The sequence below is a fragment of the Spiribacter vilamensis genome, from assembly GCF_004217415.1.
GTDB classification, from domain to species: domain Bacteria; phylum Pseudomonadota; class Gammaproteobacteria; order Nitrococcales; family Nitrococcaceae; genus Spiribacter; species Spiribacter vilamensis.
Genome location: NZ_SHLI01000001.1, coordinates 1283254 through 1303098 on the forward strand (window position 1 = coordinate 1283254; position 19845 = coordinate 1303098).

The window sequence follows — 19845 nt, forward strand, 5'->3', positions numbered from 1 at the left end:
TTCCGGCTCCTCCCTCGGCATCAGCGCTCTGTCCGCTCCCCGTGAAATGATATCCTTTTCGCATGAGTGAACAGGATACAAACACCGAAGAACACCGCCTGCGGCTGCGTCATCTGCGGCTGGAGGATTATCCCGACGTCAAGCACATCATGGATGCCGTCTACCCGGATCTCGGCGGCGCCTGGACGCGCAAGCAGTTCTCGGCGCAGCTCAACCGCTTCGCCGAGGGCCAGATCTGTATCGAGGACAACGGCCGGGTCGTTGCCGGTGCTATCTCCATGATCGTCGATTACGACCGCTATGGCGATCGTCACAAGTACGACGACATCATCGGCAACGGTTACCTGACCAATCACGATCCCAACGGCGATGTCCTCTACGGTGTCGATATCTTCGTCGATCCGGAATATCGCGGCATGCGGCTCGGCCGGCGACTCTACGACGCCCGCAAGGAACTCTGCCGCAATCTCAACCTGCGCGCCATCGTCGCCGGCGGCCGCATGCCGGGCTATCGCTCGCACGCCAGCGAGATGAAGCCGGAAGAGTATATCGATCTGGTGCGGCGGCGCGAAATCTACGACCCCATCCTGTCGTTCCAGCTCGCCAACGACTTCCACGTCCGCCGGGTGATCACCGCCTATCTGCCGGAGGACCAGGACTCGGAGGCCTTCGCGACACTCCTGCAGTGGGACAATATCTTCTACGAGAGCAAGCGGGCGTCTCTGATCGGCGGCCGCAAATCGACGGTGCGGGTCAGCACCGTGCAGTGGCAGATGCGCCGCGTCACCAACTTCGAAGACCTGATGTCGAACATCGAATTCTTCGTGGACGCCATGGCCGGCTACAACGCCGATTTCATCGTCTTCCCGGAGCTGTTCAACGCGCCACTGCTCGCGCAGTTCAACCAGGAAGACCCGGCCGAGGCGATGCGCGGACTGGCGCAGTACACCACCGAGATCGCCGATGCCATGAGTCGGATGGCGGTGTCCTACAACATCAACATCATCGCCGGTTCGATGCCGGTCTATGACGACAGCACGCTCTATAACGTCGCCTATCTATGTCGTCGTGACGGCACCATGGACACCCACTACAAGCTGCATGCCACACCCGACGAGCGCTTCTTCTGGGGCGTCCAGGGCGGCAACAGCCTCAAGGCCTTCGACACCGACGTGGGCCGGATCGGCATCCTCGTCTGCTATGACGTCGAGTTCCCCGAGGCCTGCCGACTGCTCGCCGACCAGGGGATGGAGATCCTGTTCGTCCCGTTCTGGACGGACACCAAGAACGCCTACCTTCGCGTGCGGCGCTGTGCGCAGGCCCGGGCGATCGAGAACGAGTGCTATGTCGCCATTACCGGCAGTGTGGGCAACCTGCCGCGAGTGGAGAACATCGAGATCCAGTATTCGCAGGCGGCGGTATTCTCGCCCTCCGACTTCGCCTTCCCCCACGATGGCATCGTCAGCGAGACCACACCGAATACCGAGATGACGGTAGTGGTGGACCTGGATATGGACAAGCTCACCCAGCTTCGGGCCGAGGGATCGGTCCAGAACGCCCGCGACCGGCGCCTGGACCTCTACCGGGTGCAATGGCTCGAAGACTGATCAGAAGCTCTGTTTGGCCAGCCATGGCTGCATGCGGGCAAACGCCTCCTCGATATTGTCCATCGAGTTGGAAAAGCTGATACGGATGGCGTTGCCGCAAGTATCCCCGAAGGCATCACCGGGGATCACGCAGACACCGGTTTCCCTCAACATGCGCAGTGACAGATCGGTGGCATCGGTGCGCGGTGGCAGCGACGGGAAAATGTAGAACGCCCCCTGCGGCACATAGCCGGTCAGGTGTGGCGTCTCGCTCACCAGCTCCACCACCCGGTCGCGACGCCGGCGATACTCGGCATTCATGTCGTCCACACAGGCCATGTCCCCCTGCAGCGCGGCAACGCCGGCCCACTGTGCCGGTGTGCTCGCCACCGTCGTGGTAAACATGTGATAGCGCCGGAGCTTTTTGATCGCGCCCTGGCTGGAGATCATCCAGCCGATCCGGAAGCCCGCCATGCTGAAGGTCTTCGAGAAGCTCGATACCGACATGACGTGATCGAGATCCGAGGCGCAGTTGATCACGCTGGGGAACTCCATATCCTCATCGAGCAGGATGTGGTCATAGACCTCGTCGGCGAACACGTAGACCCCCCGGTAGGCCGCCTCCTGGACGATCGCCTCGATGGTCTCGCGCGGGTACACCGCCCCGCTGGGATTGCTCGGTGAATTGAGCACGATCGCGAAGGTGCGCATGCCGATGGCGTCGATCACCTCCTGCGGGTCGACCTGGTGGCCGTGCTCCGGGCGCGTCGGAATGACCTTGATCTCGCCACCGTTCATGCGGATCAGCGGCGCATAGAGCAGGAAGGTCGGGTCGGTGACGATGAACTGCCGGCCCGGCGCCGCCGTGGCCGTCAGCGCCAGGTACATCGCCTCGGTGGCCCCGGTGGTGACCAGGAAATTGTCCTCGGTGAGTTCACGGTCGTAGCGCTTCGAATAATAGCGCGCGAGCTCGCTCAGCAGCTCGGGCAGCCCGGCGTCCATCGTATAGCCGGTCTTGCCCTCGCGCAGCGCGTCGATATGGGCCTCGATGATGGGCTGCGGGGTCGGGAAGTCGGGCTGACCGATGGACAGATGGATCACGTCATCCATGCCCGCCGCGGTATTGATCATCCGCCGGATCCCCGGCATCGGAATCGCCTGGAGAGACGGACTGAAAAGCGGTGATTCGGCCTGATCGCCCTGCTCCATCTCAACCGGATTCACCATAACCCAATCCCCTTTTGCTGCAGTGTGGTAAACGTTGGACAACACGGCGAAGCTAGTCTTCGCCAACAGGCCGGTCAAGCCCCTCAAAAGCCCATTTCCGGGCGCAGTTGACCCACTCGGGGCGGGCCTATAACGTCGCTGCCAGACAGGGCTTTCCAGGGGGATCTCCGCATGACCGAGTCGCAGACGCGAATCGCCGTTCTCACCGCGCCGGGCGAGGGATTGCCGGCGGGGATGGAGCCACTCCAGGCCGAGGCCGATCTGCGTGTTGCAGAGGATGCTGCGGGCCTGAAGGACGCCCTGCCCGGGGCCCGGGTTCTGTGCGTCACGGATTTCCGCACCGACGCGCTCGCCCGGGCGTGGCCGGCCGCCGACGCGCTGGAGTGGATCCATGCCACCAGCGCCGGGGTGGATGCGCTGCTCATCCCGGCGGTACGTGACAGCGACATCCCCGTCACCAACGCCCGCGGCATCTTCGATCGATGCATCGCCGAATATGTCCTCGGCCAGGTCATCGCCTTCTGCAAGGACTTTGCCGGTAACTGGCAACTCAAGCAGGACCATCAATGGCAACACCGCGAGACCGAGCCGGTGGCCGGGCAGCGGCTGCTGGTGGTTGGCGCGGGGGCCATCGGACGGCGGATCGCGCGGACCTGTAGCGCCGTCGGCATCGAGTGCGACGGGGTCGGCCGCCGCGCTCGCGCCGGAGATGATGACTTCGGCGCCATCTATGCCCAGGCCGATCTGCTCTCGCTGCTGCCCGACTACGACTTCGTCGTGATTGCCGCGCCCCTCACCGAGGCCACCCGCGGCCTGTTCGGTGCGGCGGAGCTCGATGCCATGGCCGAACACGCCCGGCTGATCAACATCGGCCGTGGCCCCATCGTTCGCACCGAGGCCCTGGTGGATGCGCTGCGCGATGGCGCGATCGACGGCGCCGCACTGGACGTCTTCGAGCAGGAACCGCTGCCGGCGGATCACCCCCTCTGGGATCTGCCCAACGTCCACATCTCGGCGCACATGGCCGGCGACTTCATCGGCTGGAACACGGCACTGTCTGAACAGTTCATCGACAACTTCCGCCGCTGGCAGCGCGGCGAGCCCTTTGAAAACATAGTCGACAAGGCCCAGGGCTTCGTCCCGGGCACCTGAGACGACACACGAATCGAAAAGCGAGGCAGCTGATGATCGACTCTCCCCTCCTCTCCGCCAGCGGCGGTTACATCAATGGCGAATGGCAGATGGCGGACAACGGCCGGACCCTTGCCGTCACCAACCCCGTCGACCACGGTCATCTGGCGGATGTCGCCTCGATGGGGGCAGACGAAACGCGGCGTGCGATCGCGGCCGCCGAGGCGGCACTGGCCCACCCCGCCGATCTCGATCAGCGTCGCCGGTGGCTCGAGGCGATCGCCGACACGCTGACGCGGAATCGCGAGGAGGTCGGCCGGATCCTGTGCCTCGAGCATGGCAAGCCGCTCGGCGAGGCACAGGGCGAGGTGGACTATGCCGCGGGCTTCTTCCGCTATGCCGCCAGTCACATCGATGCGCTGGCGTCGCATACCCTCGATGAGCAGCCGCGCAACTGCCGCTGGCACGTCCACCACCGGCCGGCCGGAGTGGTGGGACTGATCACCCCCTGGAACTTTCCCATCGGCATGATCGCCAAGAAGCTCTCCTCGGCCATCGCCGCCGATTGCGCCAGCGTGATCAAGCCTTCATCGAAGACGCCGCTGACGATGATCGCCCTGTTCACGCTCCTCGACCGCGAGGTCGGGCTGCCGGCGGGCAAGGCCAACCTGGTCATCGGCTCCGCCGGCCCCATCACGGATACGCTGTTCGATGCCGCGTCGGTGCGCGTCATCAGTTTCACCGGCTCCACGGAGGTGGGGCGCACGCTGATCGAGCAATCCGCCCCGGGGATCAAGCGCCTGACGCTGGAGCTCGGCGGCAACGCGCCCTACATCATCTTTGCGGATGCCGATCTCGACCACGCCGCCGATCAACTGATCGGCAACAAGTTCCGGGGCGGCGGCCAGACCTGCGTCTGCGCCAACCGGATCTTCGTGCACCGGGATGTCGCCGCGGCGTTTGCCGACAAGCTCGCCGATCGGGTCAACGCATTGACCGTCGGCGATGGTATGGACCCTGCGACCCGCCTCGGGCCGCTGATCGACGAGAACGCCGTCGCCAAGGTCCGCCGTCACGTCGACGACGCCGTCGCAAAGGGTGCTACACGGGTTTTCGAGGGCGATACCAGCGGATTGCCGGGGACCTTCTACCCGCCTACGGTGCTGCTTAACGTACCGGCGGATGCCGCCTGCTATCGCGAGGAGACCTTCGGGCCGCTGGTTCCCATCATCACCTTCAGCGACGAGAGCGAGGTGGTGGCAATGGCCAACGATACCGATTTCGGCCTCGCCGCCTACGTCTTCACCCGCGACGAGACCCGCGGTCATCAGGTCATCGCCCGCCTCCACTTCGGCCATGCCGCCCTCAATACGGGCAGCGGACCGACGCCCGAGGCCCCCTTCGGTGGCATGAAGCAGTCCGGTTTCGGGCGCGAGGGCGGACTCGAGGGGTTGTTCGAGTTCACCGAGACGCAGACGGTGCCGGTGGGTTAGCCACCGCGACCGGCCGCACGAGCACGATGGCGACCACCAGGTAGGTCGCCATCACCAGCGAGAGCCCGGTGATGCCCAGACCCGCGTCCAGCAGCAGACCGATGAGCACGGGGCCGGCTGCCGTGCCCAGCACCGTGGCGCCATGGACCAGGGCCCGGATACCCCCCAGGTGGCGCGTCCCGTACAGCTCCGGCCAGAGCGCACCCATGAGGGTGCTGAACGTGCCCACGCAGAGCCCGGCCAGCCCGAGGTAGACGGGGGCGGCAATCGCCCCGGGCCAGAACCCCACCACGCCGGAGGCGAGCAGCAGGGGCAGCAGATACACCCCGAGCAGCCGCCGGGCGCCGATACGATCAATCAACGGACCACTCAGCAGTAACGCCGCCACATGGCAGGCGGCGAAAACCGTGAAAGCGCTGGACACCAGCTCGAGGCTCCAGCCCTTTGCCTGGGCGATAGGCGCCTGGTGGAAAAACAGCGCCGTGATCAGGATCGGCGAGGCGAGCAGCGCCGGCAGAATCCGGTAGAAACGACGATCCTGCAAAACCTCCGTTCGCGTCCAGCTGTCCAGGTGGTCATCGAGGTCAGGCTCGGCCGGGGCGGATGCGACCGACGGGCGCGCCGTCGATCCGCTACCAACCCGTTGTTGTGCCCGCAGCAACCACAACGCCAGCGGCAGCGCCACGATGACCAGCCCCGCCGCAAGCACCAGCCAGCTGGCGCGCCAATCCATGGCCGCCATGAGCGCAACAACCGTGACCGGCATTATCGCCTCTGCAAGCGGCGAGCCCATGCTGATCAAGCTCATTGCCGTCCCGCGGCCCTGGTGGACATGGCGGGCAACGGTGGTCTGAGCGACATGGGTCATCAGCCCCTGGCCGCAGAGACGCAGGAGCAGGAATGCCGGCAGCAGCATCCACGCCGCCGAGGCCGTTGCCAGCAACACCGCACCACAGGCCGCACCCGCAATGACCAGGGCGGTGAAGCGCGCGAGCGCGATGCGATCGACGCCGCGCCCGAGGCCCATCACCAGCAGGCCACTCATTAACGTCGCCAGTGAGTAGAGCCCGCCGAAAGCCGAATGGCTCAGGTTGAACGTCTCGCGCAGCACGCCGCCGTAGAGAGAGAGCAGAAAGGTCTGCCCGGGGCCCGACATGAACACCATCAAACCGCCGAAACCGAGCAAATGGCGATGCGCGCCGAGACCGCGCAGCAATCCAACCATGCCTACCCGGCAGGCCCGACGACGGGATCGCGTGGTCGCAGCGTCCGCGGCGCCGGGATGACCACCATGGCCACGACCACGTAACCCGCCAGCGCCGAGGCCAGCGCCGGCAGCGAGATCCCGGCATCCAGCAGCGCGCCGATCAGCAAGGGAGCGATGGCGGTACTCAGCACCATCGCCCCGTGGGCCATGGCCCGGATCGCACCCAGGTGACGGATACCGTAGAGCTCCGGCCAGACCGCGCCCATCAATGTACTCGCCGTGCCGACGCTGAGGCCGGCCAGCCCCAGGTAGAGCAGTGCCGCCGGATCGCCCGGAACGAACCCGAGCACCAGTAGTGCCGCGAGGATGGGCGCGAGGTAGAGGCGCAGCAATCGGGCCGCCCCCAGGCGATCAATCAGCATACCGCTGACGGTCAGTGACACCACGTGGCTGAGGGCGAAGAGTACGAATGCCGTGGAAAGCCAGCCCAGCGCCCACCCCTTCGCCTCGGCAATCGGCACTTGGTGAAAAAACAGCGCGGTGATCAGGAACGGCGGCGCCAGGATCGCCGGCATAATACGGTAGAACCTTGGATCGCCGAGGACCTGCGCCCGGCTCCAGTCATTCACCGGCCCCGTGGATGGCCCGGGCTGTTTGTCGGTATTGCCGTCCGCGGCTACCGACGCCTCGTCACTCACCGACGGCTGCCCCGCCGTGAGCCGCAAAAAGAGCAGCGCCAGCGGCAGCGCCACGGCGACCAGCACCAGGGCGAACACGCCCCAGCTCATTCGCCAACCGAGGGTGGCCATCAGCACCACCACCATCGCCGGGAGGACCGCCTCACCGGCGGGTAACCCCACGGTGACGACCCCGATCGCGGTCCCCCGACCTCGCTCTACACGCCGTCCGACGGTTGTCTGCGCGACGTGCACCATCAGGCCCTGGCCACAGAGGCGCAGCAACAGGAAGCCCGGTAACAACCAGGCCGCCGACGGCGCGGTGGCCAGGAGCACCCCGCCGGCAGCGGCCCCGACAATCACCGCGGCGGTAAAAAGCCCGAGCGGCATCCGGTCAACCCCCCGACCCAGCGCGATGACCAGAATGCCGCTGGTCAGCGTCGCCGCGGAGTAAAGCCCCCCGAACTCGGTGTTGCTAAGCTCGAACGCCGCTCGGATCTCACCGCCGAAGAGCGAGATAAAGTAGGTCTGTCCGTGCCCCGAGAGGAATGCCAGCAGGAAGGCGAAAGCCAGCAAGTAACGGTGCCGGACCAGCGGGCGTAATACAGTCAGCATGCAATCGACCGTTAAAAACGATAACGATACGCGAACCGGAAAACGATTTCTTCCCGGCTCGGACAGCGTTAAAAGCAGTGGTATCCTCAAACCTCATAACGGGAATGCGAGCGGGAGATAGCGATGCAGAGTAATGAACCGGTTGTTTTCGAGCGTGACTGCGAGGCGGCACTGATTCCGGCGGGTGATACCGGCACGATCCCCGAGGGCGCCGAGGGCATGATCACCCAGGCGCTGGGTGGCAGTTATACCGTCTACATCCAGGGCAACCTGTTCCGCGTCGACGGTAAGGATGCCGATGCCATCGGCAAGGATGCCGAGCCGGCGCCGGAGCTGCCGGAGAATGCCTCGGCCGAGGACGTCGAGCAGCTCGTGTGGGATCAGATGCGGCGCTGCTTCGACCCCGAGATCCCCATCAACGTGGTTGAGCTGGGACTGGTCTACCGCTGCGACATCACTCTGCACGATGACGGTACGCGGTCGGCGGAAGTCGACATGACGCTCACCGCCCCGGGCTGCGGCATGGGTGACATCCTCGCCTACGATGTCCGCGAGAAAATCAAGCAGGTCCCCACCATCGAGACCGTCAACGTGGAGATCGTGTTTGACCCGCCGTGGAGCTTCGAGATGATGTCGGAGGCGGCGAAGCTGCAGACGGGGATGATGTAACCCGCGATGCTCAGCCCGATTCCTGCGCGCCGCCGGCGGCCCGCCCCGCCAGCGCCTCGAGCTTGTCTACGGCCAGCAGTTCCACCTCGCGGCCGTCGGCCTCGATCCAGCCCTGGTCCTGGAATCGCCGAAAGATCCGGCTCATGGTCTCCGGGGCGAGTCCCAGGTAGTTGCCCAGGTCGCCCCGTGCCATGGACAACCGAAACCGGGTGGCGGAAAGCCCGCGCTGACCGAATCGCTCGGAGAAGCTGAGCAACAGGATAGCGAGGCGCTCGTCCGCGGTGCGCCGTGCCATGGTGAAAAGCATATCCTGATCGCTGGCGATCTCCCGCGACATCACCCGCAGCAGCTGGCGCTGCAGATCGGGCAGCTCGGCCGACAGGTATTCAAGCTTCTCGAACGGCATCTCGCACACGCTGGTGGTCTCCAGCGACACCGCCGAGCAGGGATGGATCCAGCGATTGATCGCATTCAGACCCACCAGCTCCCCGGGCAGATGAAACCCGGTCACCTGCTGCTCGCCCGATTCGGTCGTGGTGTAGGTCTTCAGTGACCCGGCGCGCACCGCATACAGCGCGCGAAACGTATCCCCCTCGTGATAGAGGGGCTGACCGCGCTGCAGGACGGGCTGATGCTGGACGATGCCATCGAGCATCGCGACTTCCTTGTCCTCCAGGGAGACCGGCAGGCAGAGCTGACTGAGGCCGCAGTCCGTGCAGGTTGGCTGCTGACGGGATACGGGGATATCGGCCCGATTAAACATGCTTCACCCCTGCGTTGTGCATTGCGGGAATGCTACACCCGCCTCGCCGCTGTTGCCACAGCCACTCAGTCCTGGAAGTGACGATACCCGCCGGCGCCGTCGGCGATCGAACGGCCGTCGAAGGTGACACCCGTGCCGACATCCACGCTGCCGATGCAGCGGACCGGCGTGCGGCTGCGTCGTGCCGCGGCGGCCACTCGGGTATCAGCACTCGCCGGGGCCGTAAAGCAGAGTTCGTAGTCATCACCGCCGGCCGGCGGCACGACCGTCGCGGCCTCGCCGACCCACCGGCGCAACCGAGCCGAGGGGCGGAGCGAGGCCGACGCCAGATCAATCGCCACGCCACTGGAATCGGCAATGTGACCGGCATCGGCGACCAGCCCGTCGGAGATGTCGATGGCCGCCGTGGCAATCCCCGCAAGCGCCCGACCCAGCGCGACCCGCGGCCGGGGCGCGACGAAGGTGCGTCTCAGGCCCGCCCAGCGGGGCTGATCGCGGTGCGCGGGACTCTGCCAGACGCCCAACCCGGCCATTGCCTCCCCCGGGCGCCCCGACACCCAGACACGATCACCGGCGCGGGCCCCGTCCCTCCGCAGCGGAGTGGCGGGTGCCCGGCCGGTGATCTGCAAGCTGATACTCAGCGGCCCCCGGGTGACATCGCCACCGATGACGGCCACTCCGTGACGCGCCGCCAGCGTACCGAGGCCATCGGCAAAGCCGGCAACCCAGTCCTCGTCGACATGCGGCAGGGTGAGGCTTAATAGCGCCCAGAGCGGCTCGCCCCCCATGGCGGCGATATCACTCAGGTTCACGGCGAGGGCGCGATAGCCGATCCAGTAAGCGGGGAGGTCCGACGGGAAATGAACCCCGTCGACGAGGGTATCGAGCGCCATGAGCAGCGACTGACCGGATGTTGTCACCACGGCGGCATCGTCACCAACACCCAGCGTGACATCATCGCGATTGGCACCGAGATGGCTCAGATAATGCCTGATCAGCGCGAACTCGGAGGGCTCCGCCATGGCCTGCCCGCTCAGCGCCGACGGCGCTTCAGTTCATCCGCTCTCAGCGGTTGATCACGGGCGACGCGGTCGAGCACGCCATTGATGTACTTATGGCTCTGATCGGCCCCGAACCCCTTGGCGAGCTCGACCGCCTGATCGATGCAGACGCGGTAGGGCACCTCCAGCCGCTCGCGGAGCTCGTAGCTCCCCAGGCGCAGCAGCGCGAGCTCGACCGGATCGAGGTTGGCGGCCGGGCGATCGAGGTAGCGATCAAACGCCGCATCAAGCGAGCCGACCTCCTCGGTCACGCCGCGGAACACCTCGCTGAAGTAATCGAGATCCATGCGGCCGAGCCGATGGTCGCTGAAGAACTGGCGCTGGATCTCCGCCGGCTCGCTGCCCGTCATCTGCCACTGGTAGAGGGCCTGCAGAATGCGACGACGCGCCCTCGCCCGTGGCCGGTTCGCACTCGGGCGACTCACAGCCGGCGCAGCAGGCTGATCGTCTCGAGCAGTGCCATGGCGGCATCGGCGCCCTTGTTGCCGGCCTTGGTTCCAGCGCGCTCGATGGCCTGCTCGATGCTGTCCGTGGTCAGCACGCCGAAGGACACCGGGATGTCCCGCTGCTGGCTCACCTGTCCCAGGCCCTTGGCGCACTCGCCGGCCACGTACTCGAAGTGGGGAGTCCCACCGCGGATAACGCAGCCGAGTGCCACGATCCCGTCGTACTCGCCGGACCGTGCCAGCCGGTCGGTGACCAGCGGCAGCTCCCAGGAACCGGGCACGCGGACCAGGGTAAGCGATGCATCGTCAACGCCGTGACGTACCAGGGTATCCCGTGCACCGCCCACCAGCGAGTCGACGATAAAGTCGTTGAATCGGGTGGCCACCAGCGCGATTCGCGCATTGCTGGCCGTAAAATCACCTTCGAGGGTCTTCATGCTGATTCCGTTGTTGTCATGCCAAGGCGTGCAAGCGTATACCGCCGCACGCCACCTGCAAACCGCTCCGCTAGGCGGAAACACCCCGATCGTCGCCGGTCTGGACGTAATCCACCACCTCCATGCCGAAGCCGGACAGCCCGTACATGATCTTCGGCGAGGACAGCACCCGCATCCGGCGGATCCCCAGGTCGGTGAGGATCTGCGCGCCGACCCCGTAGGTCCGCAGTGCCTCGCTCTGATCGGTGATGGGCCGCGGTTCCGGCGTTATCTCGCCGCTCTGCGAGAGGGCCTGGAACTCGCGCATCCGTGTCAGCACCTCGGATCGATCATCGGCGCCGCGCAGCATCAGCAGGCAGACCGGATCGGTGCGACTGCCCGCGATCTCATCGAGGGACTGACGCAGCGACCAGGTCTGATCCGGCGCAATCGCACCGAACAGATCGGAGAGCGTATTCTCGATCTGCACCCGCACCAGGGCGGGCTGTTCCGGGTCGGTCTGACCCCGCAGCAGCGCGAAATGCATGGCGCCATCCACCACATCCTCGTAGGCATAGAGGTGGAACCGCCCGTGTTCCGTCGGCAGCTCGCAGTCCGCGACCCGCTCAACGGTGCGCTCGTTGCGGATCCGGTAGGCGATCAGGTCGGCGACCGTCCCGATCTTGATGTCGTGGGCCCGCGCAAACGCCACCAGATCGTCGCGGCGTGCCATGGTGCCGTCTTCGTTGAGCACCTCGACGATCACCGCCGCCGGCTCGAACCCGGCCAGGCGCGCCAGGTCGCAGCCCGCCTCGGTGTGCCCCGCCCGGGTCAGCACGCCGCCGGGCTGCGCCATGAGCGGAAAGACATGGCCGGGCTGGACGATGTCCTGCGGCTTCGCCTGCGGCGCCACCGCCGTCTGGATCGTGCGCGCCCGGTCGGCGGCGGAAATCCCGGTGGTCACGCCCTGCGCCGCCTCGATGCTGAGCGTGAACTGCGTGCCCTGGTGATCACTCGAGTTGGTCACCATCAACGGCAGCCGCAGCTGCTCACAGCGCTCGCGGCTAAGGGTCAGACAGATCAGCCCGCGCCCGTAGCGCGCCATGAAGTTGATGTCGTCCGGCCGCACCATCGAGGCGGCCATGAGCAGGTCGCCCTCGTTTTCGCGATCCTCGTCATCGAGCATCAGCACCATGCGGCCGGCGCTGATGTCGTCAACGATTTCATCGATGCTGTTGAACGCCATGACTAGTCCTTCAGAAATCCGTTGCGCCGCAGCAGGGCCTCGCTGACCCCGCCGGAAGAGGCGGCCCCGCCGCCCTGCAGCAGGCGCTCGAGATAGCGCGCCAGCAGGTCGACCTCGATATTGACCGGCTGTCCCGCCTGGTAGGCCCCGAACGTCGTTACCGCCGAGGTATGCGGGACGATGTTGACGTCGAATTCTGCCCCGTCGACACCGTTGACGGTAAGACTGATTCCCTCGATGGCGACCGAGCCCTTCTCGGCAATGTAGTGGGCGATCGCGTCCGGCGCGCGGAAGCGCCAGCGCTCCGAGCGTCCGTCCGGCGTCCGCGAGACGACCTCGCCAACGCCATCGACATGGCCGCTGACCAGGTGGCCGCCGAGCGGGGTGGCTAGCGTGAGGGCCGGCTCCAGGTTGACCGGATCGCCGGTTTTGAGCCCTCCGAGGGTAGTGCGCTCCAGGCTCTCGACGGAGACGTCCGCCGCAAAGCCGTCGGCATTGACTTCCACCGCGGTAAGACAGCAGCCGTTGACCGCCATGCTGTCGCCGATCTGCAGCGATGTCATGTCAAACCCGTCGGCGGCAAAGCGCATGCGCCGGTCGGAGCCCGTCTCGAGACTCTCCCGCAGCGTTCCCATGGCCTGAATGATGCCCGTAAACATTTACCCGTCCTCCGCTTCGTCGCGCATTGCCATTGTCAGTCGCAGATCATTACCGACTCGTCGCGTGTCCATCCAGTTCAATCCGATTCGATCCTGCATCAGATCAAGTCCCGGCAGGGTCAACAGCGGTTGGCCTTCATGCCCCATCAGATGCGGGGCCAGATAGACGATCAGCTCGTCGATCAGACCGGCCTGCAGCCACGCACCGGTCAGCCTCGATCCGGCTTCGAGCCACACCTCGTTGACCTCGGCAGCGGCCAGCGCCTCGAGAACGCCCTTCGGATCGACATGACCGTCCGGCCCCGGCGCTACCTGCCAGAGCTCCGCCCCGGCGTGGATCCGGTCGTGCTCGCGGGCCGGCATCGTCCCGCCATGGATCAGTACGACACCGCGCTCGTCCGCGAGCATCCCGGCGTCCGGCGGCGTACGCAGATCGGTATCGATCACGACCCGCCGCGGTGGCACGAAGTCGCCGCTCACATCACGCACGGTGAGCGCCGGGTTGTCGGCGATAACCGTATCCACGCCCGTGACGATCGCGCCACTCGCCGCCCGCCAGCGATGGACATCGCGGCGGGCCTCGGCGCTGGTGATCCAGCGGCTCTCGCCGGAGGCCATGGCCGTGCGGCCATCCAGGCTGGCGGCGAGTTTGGCGCGAACGTAGGGCAGACCATCGCGCATGCGTCGGAAAAACCCGGCGTTGAGGCGCTCGCTTTCGGCGGCCATCAGGCCGGCGGCCACGGCCACCCCCGAGTCTCGCAGGCGATCGAGCCCACGACCCGCCACTCTTGGATTGGGATCGGTGGCGGCGGCGACAACGCGTGCAATGCCCGCCTCGATCAGCGCGTCAGCGCAGGGTGGCGTGCGGCCGTAATGGCTGCAGGGCTCGAGGGTGACATAGGCGGTCGCACCCGCCGTATCGCCGCCCGCGGCCCGCAGGGCAAGCACTTCGGCGTGCGGTTCACCGGCACGAACGTGCCAGGCCTCGCCGATGCAGGCGCCATCCCGGACCAGCACACAGCCTACCCGTGGATTGGGTTCGGCCGTCCAGCGCCCGCGCTCGGCGAGCTGCAGCGCCCGGGCCATCCAGGCATGATCCGCGGCGCTGAAATCGCTCAAGACGGCGAGCCGTTATCCGCCAGCCCGGCATCCCCGTGTTCGAGTCCCTCGATCACCTCGCGGAACGCACTGACATCCTGGAAACTGCGATAGACCGAGGCGAAGCGGACATAGGCCACCTCGTCGAGTTGACGAAGCTCTTCCATGACCCAGTCGCCGACGGTACTGGCGTTGACTTCGCCGTCTCCGAGCGCCTGTACGCGCTGCCGAATCCGACTGAGCGCCGCTTCCACCGCCTCGGTGGCAACCGGCCGTTTCTCCAGGGCACGCAGCATGCCGTTGCGCAGCCGCTGCTCGTCGAACTGCACGCGCGTCCCGTCGCGCTTGACCACCCGCGGGAGCACGAGCTCGGCGCATTCGTAGGTGGTAAAGCGTTCGCTGCAGCCGCCGCACTCGCGACGCCGGCGCACCTGGTCACCCTCGCTGGCGAGGCGCGAGTCGATGACCCGCGTGTCCTGCGTATGACAGAAGGGACAGCGCATGGCGTGCGATCAGCCCTGCAGTGCTTCGTAGACCGGGAACCGCCGACAGATGTCGGTCACCTGGTCACGGACGCGGTCGCGCACCGACTCGTCGTTGATATGGTCGAGCACATCGCAGATCCAGCCGGCCAGCTCGCGGCTCTCCGCCTCGCGGAACCCGCGGGTCGTGATGGCCGGCGTGCCTATGCGCAGGCCCGAGGTCACGAACGGCGACTGCGGGTCGTTGGGGACGGTGTTCTTATTGACCGTGATGTGCGCATCTTCCAGCGCGGCATCCGCCTCCTTGCCGGTGAGGCCCTTGTTGACCAGATCGAGCAGCAGCAGATGGTTGTCCGTGCCACCGGAGACGACATCATAGCCGCGCGCCATCACAGTCTCGGCCATGGCGCGGGCGTTGGCGACGACCTGCTCCTGGTAGCCGCGGAAGCCCGGATCCTGCGCCTCGAGGAACGCCACCGCCTTACCGGCAATGGCATGCATCAGGGGACCGCCCTGGGTGCCGGGGAAGATCAGCGACTGCAGCTTCTTGGTCACGTCCGGATTCTCCCGCGCCAGGATCAGTCCGCCCCGGGGGCCGCGCAGGCTCTTGTGCGTGGTCGTGGTCACGGCATCGGCGTACGGCACCGGGCTCGGATAGACCCCGGCCGCAACCAGTCCCGCGATGTGCGCCATATCGGCCAGCAGCCACGCACCCACTTCGTCGGCGATCTCCCGGAAGCGCGACCAGTCGACCACCCGGGAGTAGGCGGAGAAGCCGGCGATGATGATCTTCGGCTGATGCTCGCGGGCCAGCTGCTCGACCTGCTCGTAGTCGATTTCGCCGGTGTCCGAGGTCACGCCGTACTGGACCGGGTTGTAGATCTTGCCGGAGAAGTTGGGTTTGGCCCCGTGGGTCAGGTGCCCGCCATGGTCGAGGCTCAGTCCAAGCAATGTATCGCCGGGCTTTGCCAGCGCCATGAACACCGCCAGGTTGGCGCCCGAGCCGGAATGCGGCTGGACGTTCGCATAGGCGGCGCCAAACAGGGTCTTGGCCCGCTCGATCGCCAGGTTCTCGGCGATGTCCACGTACTGGCAACCACCGTAATAGCGCTTACCCGGGTAGCCCTCGGCGTATTTGTTGGTGAGAACACTGCCCTGCATCTCCAGTACCCGCGGGCTGGCGTAGTTCTCTGAGGCGATGAGCTCGATGTGCGTCTCCTGACGATCGCGCTCCTGGTCAATGGCGGCGGCCAGTTCCGGGTCGAAACCGGCAACGGTCATGTCGGTTGAATACATGCCTGTCCTCGTCGTGATGGGTACCGGGTTTGAACCGCATATCGTAGCGAAATTCCCCGATTCATGCATTGATCGGGTGCTTCTCTCAGCGCCCGAGAGTTCGTAGACTGAGGGGATGGCACAATATATCTACACGATGAACCAGGTGGGCAAAGTCGTCCCGCCGAAAAAGCACATCCTCCGCGACATCTCGCTGTCATTCTTCCCGGGCGCGAAGATCGGCGTGCTGGGCCTCAACGGCTCGGGCAAATCGACGCTGCTGCGGATCATGGCCGGACTCGACACCGAGATCGAGGGCGAGGCCCGGGCCCAGGCGGGAACGCAGATCGGTTACCTCTCCCAGGAACCCGAGCTCGACCCGGCCAAGGACGTTCGCGGCAACGTCGAAGAGGGCGTCGCCGAGACCAAGGCCCTGGTCGACCGCTTCAACACCATCTCCGCCCAGTTCGCCGATCCGGACGCCGATCTCGAGGCGTTGATGGCCGAACAGGGCAAGCTGCAGGACCAGATCGACGCCGCCGATGCCTGGGACCTGGACCGCAAGCTCGACCAGGCCGCCGAGGCACTGCGACTGCCGCCGTGGGAGGCCAGCGTGGACCGGCTCTCCGGCGGTGAGCGCCGCCGTGTCGCGCTGTGCCGGCTGCTGCTCTCCAACCCGGACATGCTCCTGCTCGACGAGCCCACCAACCACCTCGACGCCGAATCGGTCGCCTGGCTGGAGCGTTTCCTCGGCGAATTCGCGGGGACCGTCGTGGCCGTCACCCATGACCGCTACTTCCTCGACAACGTCGCCGGCTGGATCCTCGAGCTCGACCGCGGCCACGGGATCCCCTGGCAGGGCAACTACTCGTCGTGGCTGGAGCAGAAGGACAAGCGCCTGGCCCAGGAGGCCCGGGAACAGGCGGCGCACCGCAAGGCGATGCAGGCCGAGCTGGAGTGGGTGCGCAGTAATCCCAAGGGACGCCAGTCGAAGAACAAGGCCCGCCTCAAGCAGTTCGACGAACTGCAGTCACAGGAATTCCAGGCGCGCAACGAGACCAACGAGATCTACATCCCGCCGGGTCCACGCCTCGGCAACGTCGTCGTCGAGGCGGACGGTGTCCGCAAGGGATTCGGCGACACCCTGCTGGTGGATGATCTGTCATTCTCGCTGCCGCCGGGCGGCATTTGCGGAATCATCGGCCCCAACGGCGCCGGCAAGACGACGCTGTTTCGAATGATCATCGGTGCCGAGGAGCCGGATGCCGGTGAGCTGCGGCGCGGCGAGACGGTCGACCTCGCCTATGTCGACCAGAGCCGCGACCACCTCAACGACGAGAAGACCGTCTGGGAGGAAGTCTCCGAGGGCCACGACATCCTCCAGGTGGGCAAGTACGAGGTGAACTCGCGCGCCTACGTCGGGCGCTTCAACTTCAAGGGCCAGGATCAGCAAAAGCGCATCGGCGAGCTCTCCGGTGGCGAGCGCAACCGCGTTCACCTCGCCAAGCTGCTGCAGCGCGGTGGCAACCTGCTACTCCTCGACGAGCCCACCAACGACCTGGACGTCGAGACCCTGCGCGCGCTCGAAGAGGCGCTGCTGGTGTTCCCCGGATCGGCCATGGTGATCTCCCATGACCGCTGGTTCCTCGACCGGGTCGCCACCCACATCCTCGCCTTCGAGGGCGACAGCCAGGTCAACTTCTTCGAGGGCAACTACCAGGAATACGAGGCGGACCGCCGCCGCCGGCTCGGCGACGAGGCAATGAACCCGCACCGGATCAAGTATCGCAGGCTTGCCAGCTAGTGGCGGTGGATAACCCGCGTACGGCCACCCTGCTCATGCACTGCCCGGACCGCCCGGGCGTGGTGGCCGCCGTCACCCGTTTCCTGGCCGGTCACGGTGCCAACATCGTCGATCTGGATCAGCACGTGGACCGTGCCGAAGGCGTCTTTTTCATGCGCGTGCGCTGGGAGCTCGAGGGATTCGCGCTTGACGCGGAGGCGTTCTCGGAGGCGTTCCGGACCACCATTGCCGAGCATTTCCAGGCCATCTGGCAGCTGCATCACAACGCCCGTCCCCTGCGTATGGCGCTGTTCGTCTCGAAGATGTCGCACTGCCTCTACGATCTGCTGTCACGCTGGCAGTCCGGTGAATGGCATGTCGAAGTCCCGTTGATCATCAGCAACCACGAGACCCTGCGCCCGGTGGCCGAGCAGTTCGGCATCCCGTTCCACTGCTTCCCGATCACCGCCGACAACCGGGCGGAACAGGAAGCCGCCGAGCGCGAATTACTCGAGCGACACGCGGTCGATCTGGCCGTCCTCGCCCGCTACATGCAGATCGTCGGACCGACGCTGATCGATGCCTTCCCGCAACGCATCATCAACATCCATCACTCGTTCCTGCCGGCGTTTGCCGGTGCGAAGCCGTACCACGCCGCGCACGCCCGTGGCGTGAAGATCATCGGCGCCACCAGTCACTACGTGACCGCCGATCTGGATGCCGGTCCGATCATCGAGCAGGACGTCACCCGCATTACCCATCGGGATTCGGTCGAGGCACTGGTGCGCAAGGGGCAGGATCTGGAGAAACTCGTCCTCGCCCGCGGCATCTGGGCGCACCTCCAGCGCCAGACGCTGGTGTATCAGAACCGGACGATCGTGTTCAGTTGACGCAATCGGGCGTGCGACCGGCCGCTGTCGCCTGCTCGTAGCGATAGATGGCGGTGGGCATCGCCTTGCGCAGATCCCTGATGCGGGTGTCCCGGGACGGATGGGTGGAGAGGAATTCCGGCGGGGCGTCGCCGCCGGCGTCGCGCATGTTCTCCCACAGCTGGACGCTGGCGCGGGGATCGAACCCCGAATCCGCCATCAATCCGAGTCCGATCTCGTCCGCCTCCGACTCATGGATCCGGCTGAACGGCAGGATGATACCGACCTGTGCGCCAATCCCGAGCGCGGCCATGAGTCGTTGCCGCTCGGGATCGTCGCTGGCGGCGGCCTGCAACACCCCCAGCCCGAGGACCGTGGCGAACTCGGTGGACATCCGCTCGTTGGAGTGATTCGCCATGACATGGGCGATTTCGTGGGCAATCACGGTCGCCAGCTGGTCCTGGTTATCGGCGATGTCGAGTAATCCGGTATAAACCCCCATCTTGCCGCCCGGCAGCGCAAAGGCATTGGCCTGCTCACCGTCGAACAGCGTGATCTCCCAGCCGTCCTCGGCGTATTCGCCCGGTACCTGGGGGATAATCGCCGCGGCCACGCACTCGACATAATCCACCTGCGGCCCGGCATCGATGGTGGGTTCGGTTTCCCTGATCTGGCTGTAGGCGTCGAGCCCCATGGCGCGGATCTGCGAATCGGGCATGAACTGCAGCTGCGGCCGACCGGTGGGGGAAGTCGCACAGGCGGTGAGCAGCAGGCAGACCACCGCAATGGCGAGAGACCGCCGGTGCCTAACGCTCATCGTCGTCCTCGTGATCAGGTCGAGGGAAGTCCACCGGCGGCTCGATGTGGGGTGGCCCGGCCCGCCCCTGGGCCAGGATCTGCCGGGCGATCGTCGCCATGCCCACCACCAGCGCAAACAGACCGAACATGCCAAGCGGCGCGAAGGACACGAACGGCGTGCTGAAGATCAGCCAGAGCCCGGCCCCGAGCGCAAACCAGCGCGCCGCGAAACGACCGCAGTGATCGCGACACCAGCGCGCCCGCTCATCGGCGCTTGCCGTCGCCAGCGGCGGCTGGCGCAGGTTCCAGGTCACCGATGCGTAAGAAAGTATCAAGCGAATCCA

Annotated in this window: 20 protein-coding genes; 6 read left to right on the top strand and 14 right to left on the bottom strand. The window is 66.0% G+C overall.

The window, feature by feature from the left end:
* Positions 1-62: 62 nt before the first annotated feature.
* Positions 63-1607, top strand: a complete 1545-nt coding sequence (locus EV698_RS06415; RefSeq protein ID WP_130503273.1) for a bifunctional GNAT family N-acetyltransferase/carbon-nitrogen hydrolase family protein — start codon at positions 63-65, stop codon at positions 1605-1607.
* Here EV698_RS06415 and EV698_RS06420 read toward each other — a convergent pair whose 3' ends face one another.
* Entirely contained in the window at positions 1608-2813 is a 1206-nt protein-coding gene (locus EV698_RS06420) for a pyridoxal phosphate-dependent aminotransferase (RefSeq protein WP_130503274.1), read from the bottom strand.
* Between the two features lie 171 nt (positions 2814-2984).
* On the opposite strand from EV698_RS06420, the gene EV698_RS06425 reads away from it, so the two are divergent.
* Positions 2985-3965, top strand: coding sequence for a D-2-hydroxyacid dehydrogenase (locus EV698_RS06425; RefSeq protein WP_130503275.1), 981 nt, complete (start codon positions 2985-2987; stop codon positions 3963-3965).
* Positions 3966-3997: 32 nt separating this feature from the next.
* Positions 3998-5437, top strand: a complete 1440-nt coding sequence (locus EV698_RS06430) for an NAD-dependent succinate-semialdehyde dehydrogenase (RefSeq protein WP_130503276.1) — start codon at positions 3998-4000, stop codon at positions 5435-5437.
* Here the strand turns inward: EV698_RS06430 and EV698_RS06435 are convergent.
* Entirely contained in the window at positions 5406-6662 is a 1257-nt protein-coding gene (locus EV698_RS06435; RefSeq protein WP_130503277.1) for an MFS transporter, read from the bottom strand. The genes EV698_RS06430 and EV698_RS06435 overlap by 32 nt on opposite strands.
* Positions 6663-6664: 2 nt before the next feature.
* On the bottom strand, positions 6665-7936 hold the full coding sequence (locus EV698_RS06440; protein ID WP_130503278.1) for an MFS transporter: 1272 nt from the start codon (positions 7934-7936) through the stop codon (positions 6665-6667).
* Positions 7937-8059: 123 nt separating this feature from the next.
* Between EV698_RS06440 and sufT the strand changes: the two genes are divergently transcribed.
* Positions 8060-8605 (top strand): putative Fe-S cluster assembly protein SufT, encoded by a 546-nt coding sequence (gene sufT / locus EV698_RS06445; protein ID WP_239016223.1) that lies wholly within the window; start codon positions 8060-8062, stop codon positions 8603-8605.
* Between the two features lie 10 nt (positions 8606-8615).
* Here the strand turns inward: sufT and fnr are convergent, their stop codons facing one another.
* From fnr to glyA, 9 genes are all read right to left on the bottom strand, one after another.
* Positions 8616-9368: a fumarate/nitrate reduction transcriptional regulator Fnr gene (gene fnr, locus EV698_RS06450; RefSeq protein WP_130503280.1), complete on the bottom strand. Its 753-nt coding sequence runs from the start codon at positions 9366-9368 to the stop codon at positions 8616-8618.
* Between the two features lie 65 nt (positions 9369-9433).
* Positions 9434-10390 (bottom strand): thiamine-phosphate kinase, encoded by a 957-nt coding sequence (gene thiL, locus EV698_RS06455; protein WP_130503281.1) that lies wholly within the window; start codon positions 10388-10390, stop codon positions 9434-9436.
* An 11-nt stretch (positions 10391-10401) separates the two neighbouring features.
* Positions 10402-10854 carry a transcription antitermination factor NusB gene (gene nusB, locus EV698_RS06460; RefSeq protein ID WP_130503282.1) on the bottom strand — a complete coding sequence of 151 codons (453 nt, stop codon included), beginning with the start codon at positions 10852-10854 and terminating at the stop codon, positions 10402-10404.
* Positions 10851-11312: a 6,7-dimethyl-8-ribityllumazine synthase gene (gene ribH, locus EV698_RS06465; RefSeq protein WP_130503283.1), complete on the bottom strand. Its 462-nt coding sequence runs from the start codon at positions 11310-11312 to the stop codon at positions 10851-10853. The genes nusB and ribH overlap by 4 nt, the downstream gene beginning before the upstream one ends.
* Before the next feature lie 70 nt (positions 11313-11382).
* Entirely contained in the window at positions 11383-12537 is a 1155-nt protein-coding gene (gene ribB / locus EV698_RS06470) for a 3,4-dihydroxy-2-butanone-4-phosphate synthase (RefSeq protein WP_130503284.1), read from the bottom strand.
* 2 nt (positions 12538-12539) lie between these two features.
* On the bottom strand, positions 12540-13196 hold the full coding sequence (locus EV698_RS06475) for a riboflavin synthase (protein ID WP_130503285.1): 657 nt from the start codon (positions 13194-13196) through the stop codon (positions 12540-12542).
* Positions 13197-14282, bottom strand: a complete 1086-nt coding sequence (ribD, locus tag EV698_RS06480; RefSeq protein ID WP_130504039.1) for a bifunctional diaminohydroxyphosphoribosylaminopyrimidine deaminase/5-amino-6-(5-phosphoribosylamino)uracil reductase RibD — start codon at positions 14280-14282, stop codon at positions 13197-13199. It abuts the gene before it with no gap.
* Between the two features lie 29 nt (positions 14283-14311).
* On the bottom strand, positions 14312-14797 hold the full coding sequence (gene nrdR, locus EV698_RS06485) for a transcriptional regulator NrdR (RefSeq protein ID WP_130503286.1): 486 nt from the start codon (positions 14795-14797) through the stop codon (positions 14312-14314).
* 9 nt (positions 14798-14806) lie between these two features.
* The gene (gene glyA / locus EV698_RS06490) at positions 14807-16072 is read right to left on the bottom strand and encodes a serine hydroxymethyltransferase (RefSeq protein WP_130503287.1); all 1266 of its coding nucleotides are present in this window, start codon (positions 16070-16072) and stop codon (positions 14807-14809) included.
* Positions 16073-16187: 115 nt separating this feature from the next.
* On the opposite strand from glyA, the gene ettA reads away from it, so the two are divergent.
* Entirely contained in the window at positions 16188-17855 is a 1668-nt protein-coding gene (gene ettA / locus EV698_RS06495) for an energy-dependent translational throttle protein EttA (RefSeq protein WP_130503288.1), read from the top strand.
* Positions 17856-17860: 5 nt separating this feature from the next.
* Positions 17861-18724, top strand: coding sequence for a formyltetrahydrofolate deformylase (gene purU, locus EV698_RS06500; RefSeq protein ID WP_130504040.1), 864 nt, complete (start codon positions 17861-17863; stop codon positions 18722-18724).
* Here the strand turns inward: purU and EV698_RS06505 are convergent.
* Both EV698_RS06505 and EV698_RS06510 read right to left on the bottom strand, forming a co-directional pair.
* Positions 18717-19520 carry a M48 family metallopeptidase gene (locus EV698_RS06505; RefSeq protein WP_130503289.1) on the bottom strand — a complete coding sequence of 268 codons (804 nt, stop codon included), beginning with the start codon at positions 19518-19520 and terminating at the stop codon, positions 18717-18719. The genes purU and EV698_RS06505 overlap by 8 nt on opposite strands.
* Complete coding sequence (locus tag EV698_RS06510; RefSeq protein ID WP_130503290.1) at positions 19510-19836, bottom strand: hypothetical protein; 327 nt, start codon at positions 19834-19836, stop codon at positions 19510-19512. The genes EV698_RS06505 and EV698_RS06510 overlap by 11 nt, the downstream gene beginning before the upstream one ends.
* Positions 19837-19845: the final 9 nt, after the last annotated feature.

Coding starts and splice junctions, on each gene's coding strand:
- thiL (WP_130503281.1), bottom strand. CDS start 10,390: ATGGCGGAGCCCTCCGAGTTCGCGCTGATCAGGCATTATCTGAGCCAT.
- nrdR (WP_130503286.1), bottom strand. CDS start 14,797: ATGCGCTGTCCCTTCTGTCATACGCAGGACACGCGGGTCATCGACTCG.
- sufT (WP_239016223.1), top strand. CDS start 8,060: ATGCAGAGTAATGAACCGGTTGTTTTCGAGCGTGACTGCGAGGCGGCA.
- EV698_RS06425 (WP_130503275.1), top strand. CDS start 2,985: ATGACCGAGTCGCAGACGCGAATCGCCGTTCTCACCGCGCCGGGCGAG.
- EV698_RS06440 (WP_130503278.1), bottom strand. CDS start 7,936: ATGCTGACTGTATTACGCCCGCTGGTCCGGCACCGTTACTTGCTGGCT.
- fnr (WP_130503280.1), bottom strand. CDS start 9,368: ATGTTTAATCGGGCCGATATCCCCGTATCCCGTCAGCAGCCAACCTGC.
- EV698_RS06505 (WP_130503289.1), bottom strand. CDS start 19,520: ATGAGCGTTAGGCACCGGCGGTCTCTCGCCATTGCGGTGGTCTGCCTG.
- ribB (WP_130503284.1), bottom strand. CDS start 12,537: ATGGCGTTCAACAGCATCGATGAAATCGTTGACGACATCAGCGCCGGC.
- glyA (WP_130503287.1), bottom strand. CDS start 16,072: ATGTATTCAACCGACATGACCGTTGCCGGTTTCGACCCGGAACTGGCC.
- ettA (WP_130503288.1), top strand. CDS start 16,188: ATGGCACAATATATCTACACGATGAACCAGGTGGGCAAAGTCGTCCCG.
- EV698_RS06415 (WP_130503273.1), top strand. CDS start 63: ATGAGTGAACAGGATACAAACACCGAAGAACACCGCCTGCGGCTGCGT.
- EV698_RS06430 (WP_130503276.1), top strand. CDS start 3,998: ATGATCGACTCTCCCCTCCTCTCCGCCAGCGGCGGTTACATCAATGGC.
- EV698_RS06435 (WP_130503277.1), bottom strand. CDS start 6,662: ATGGTTGGATTGCTGCGCGGTCTCGGCGCGCATCGCCATTTGCTCGGT.
- ribD (WP_130504039.1), bottom strand. CDS start 14,282: ATGGCCCGGGCGCTGCAGCTCGCCGAGCGCGGGCGCTGGACGGCCGAA.
- EV698_RS06475 (WP_130503285.1), bottom strand. CDS start 13,196: ATGTTTACGGGCATCATTCAGGCCATGGGAACGCTGCGGGAGAGTCTC.
- EV698_RS06420 (WP_130503274.1), bottom strand. CDS start 2,813: ATGGTGAATCCGGTTGAGATGGAGCAGGGCGATCAGGCCGAATCACCG.
- ribH (WP_130503283.1), bottom strand. CDS start 11,312: ATGAAGACCCTCGAAGGTGATTTTACGGCCAGCAATGCGCGAATCGCG.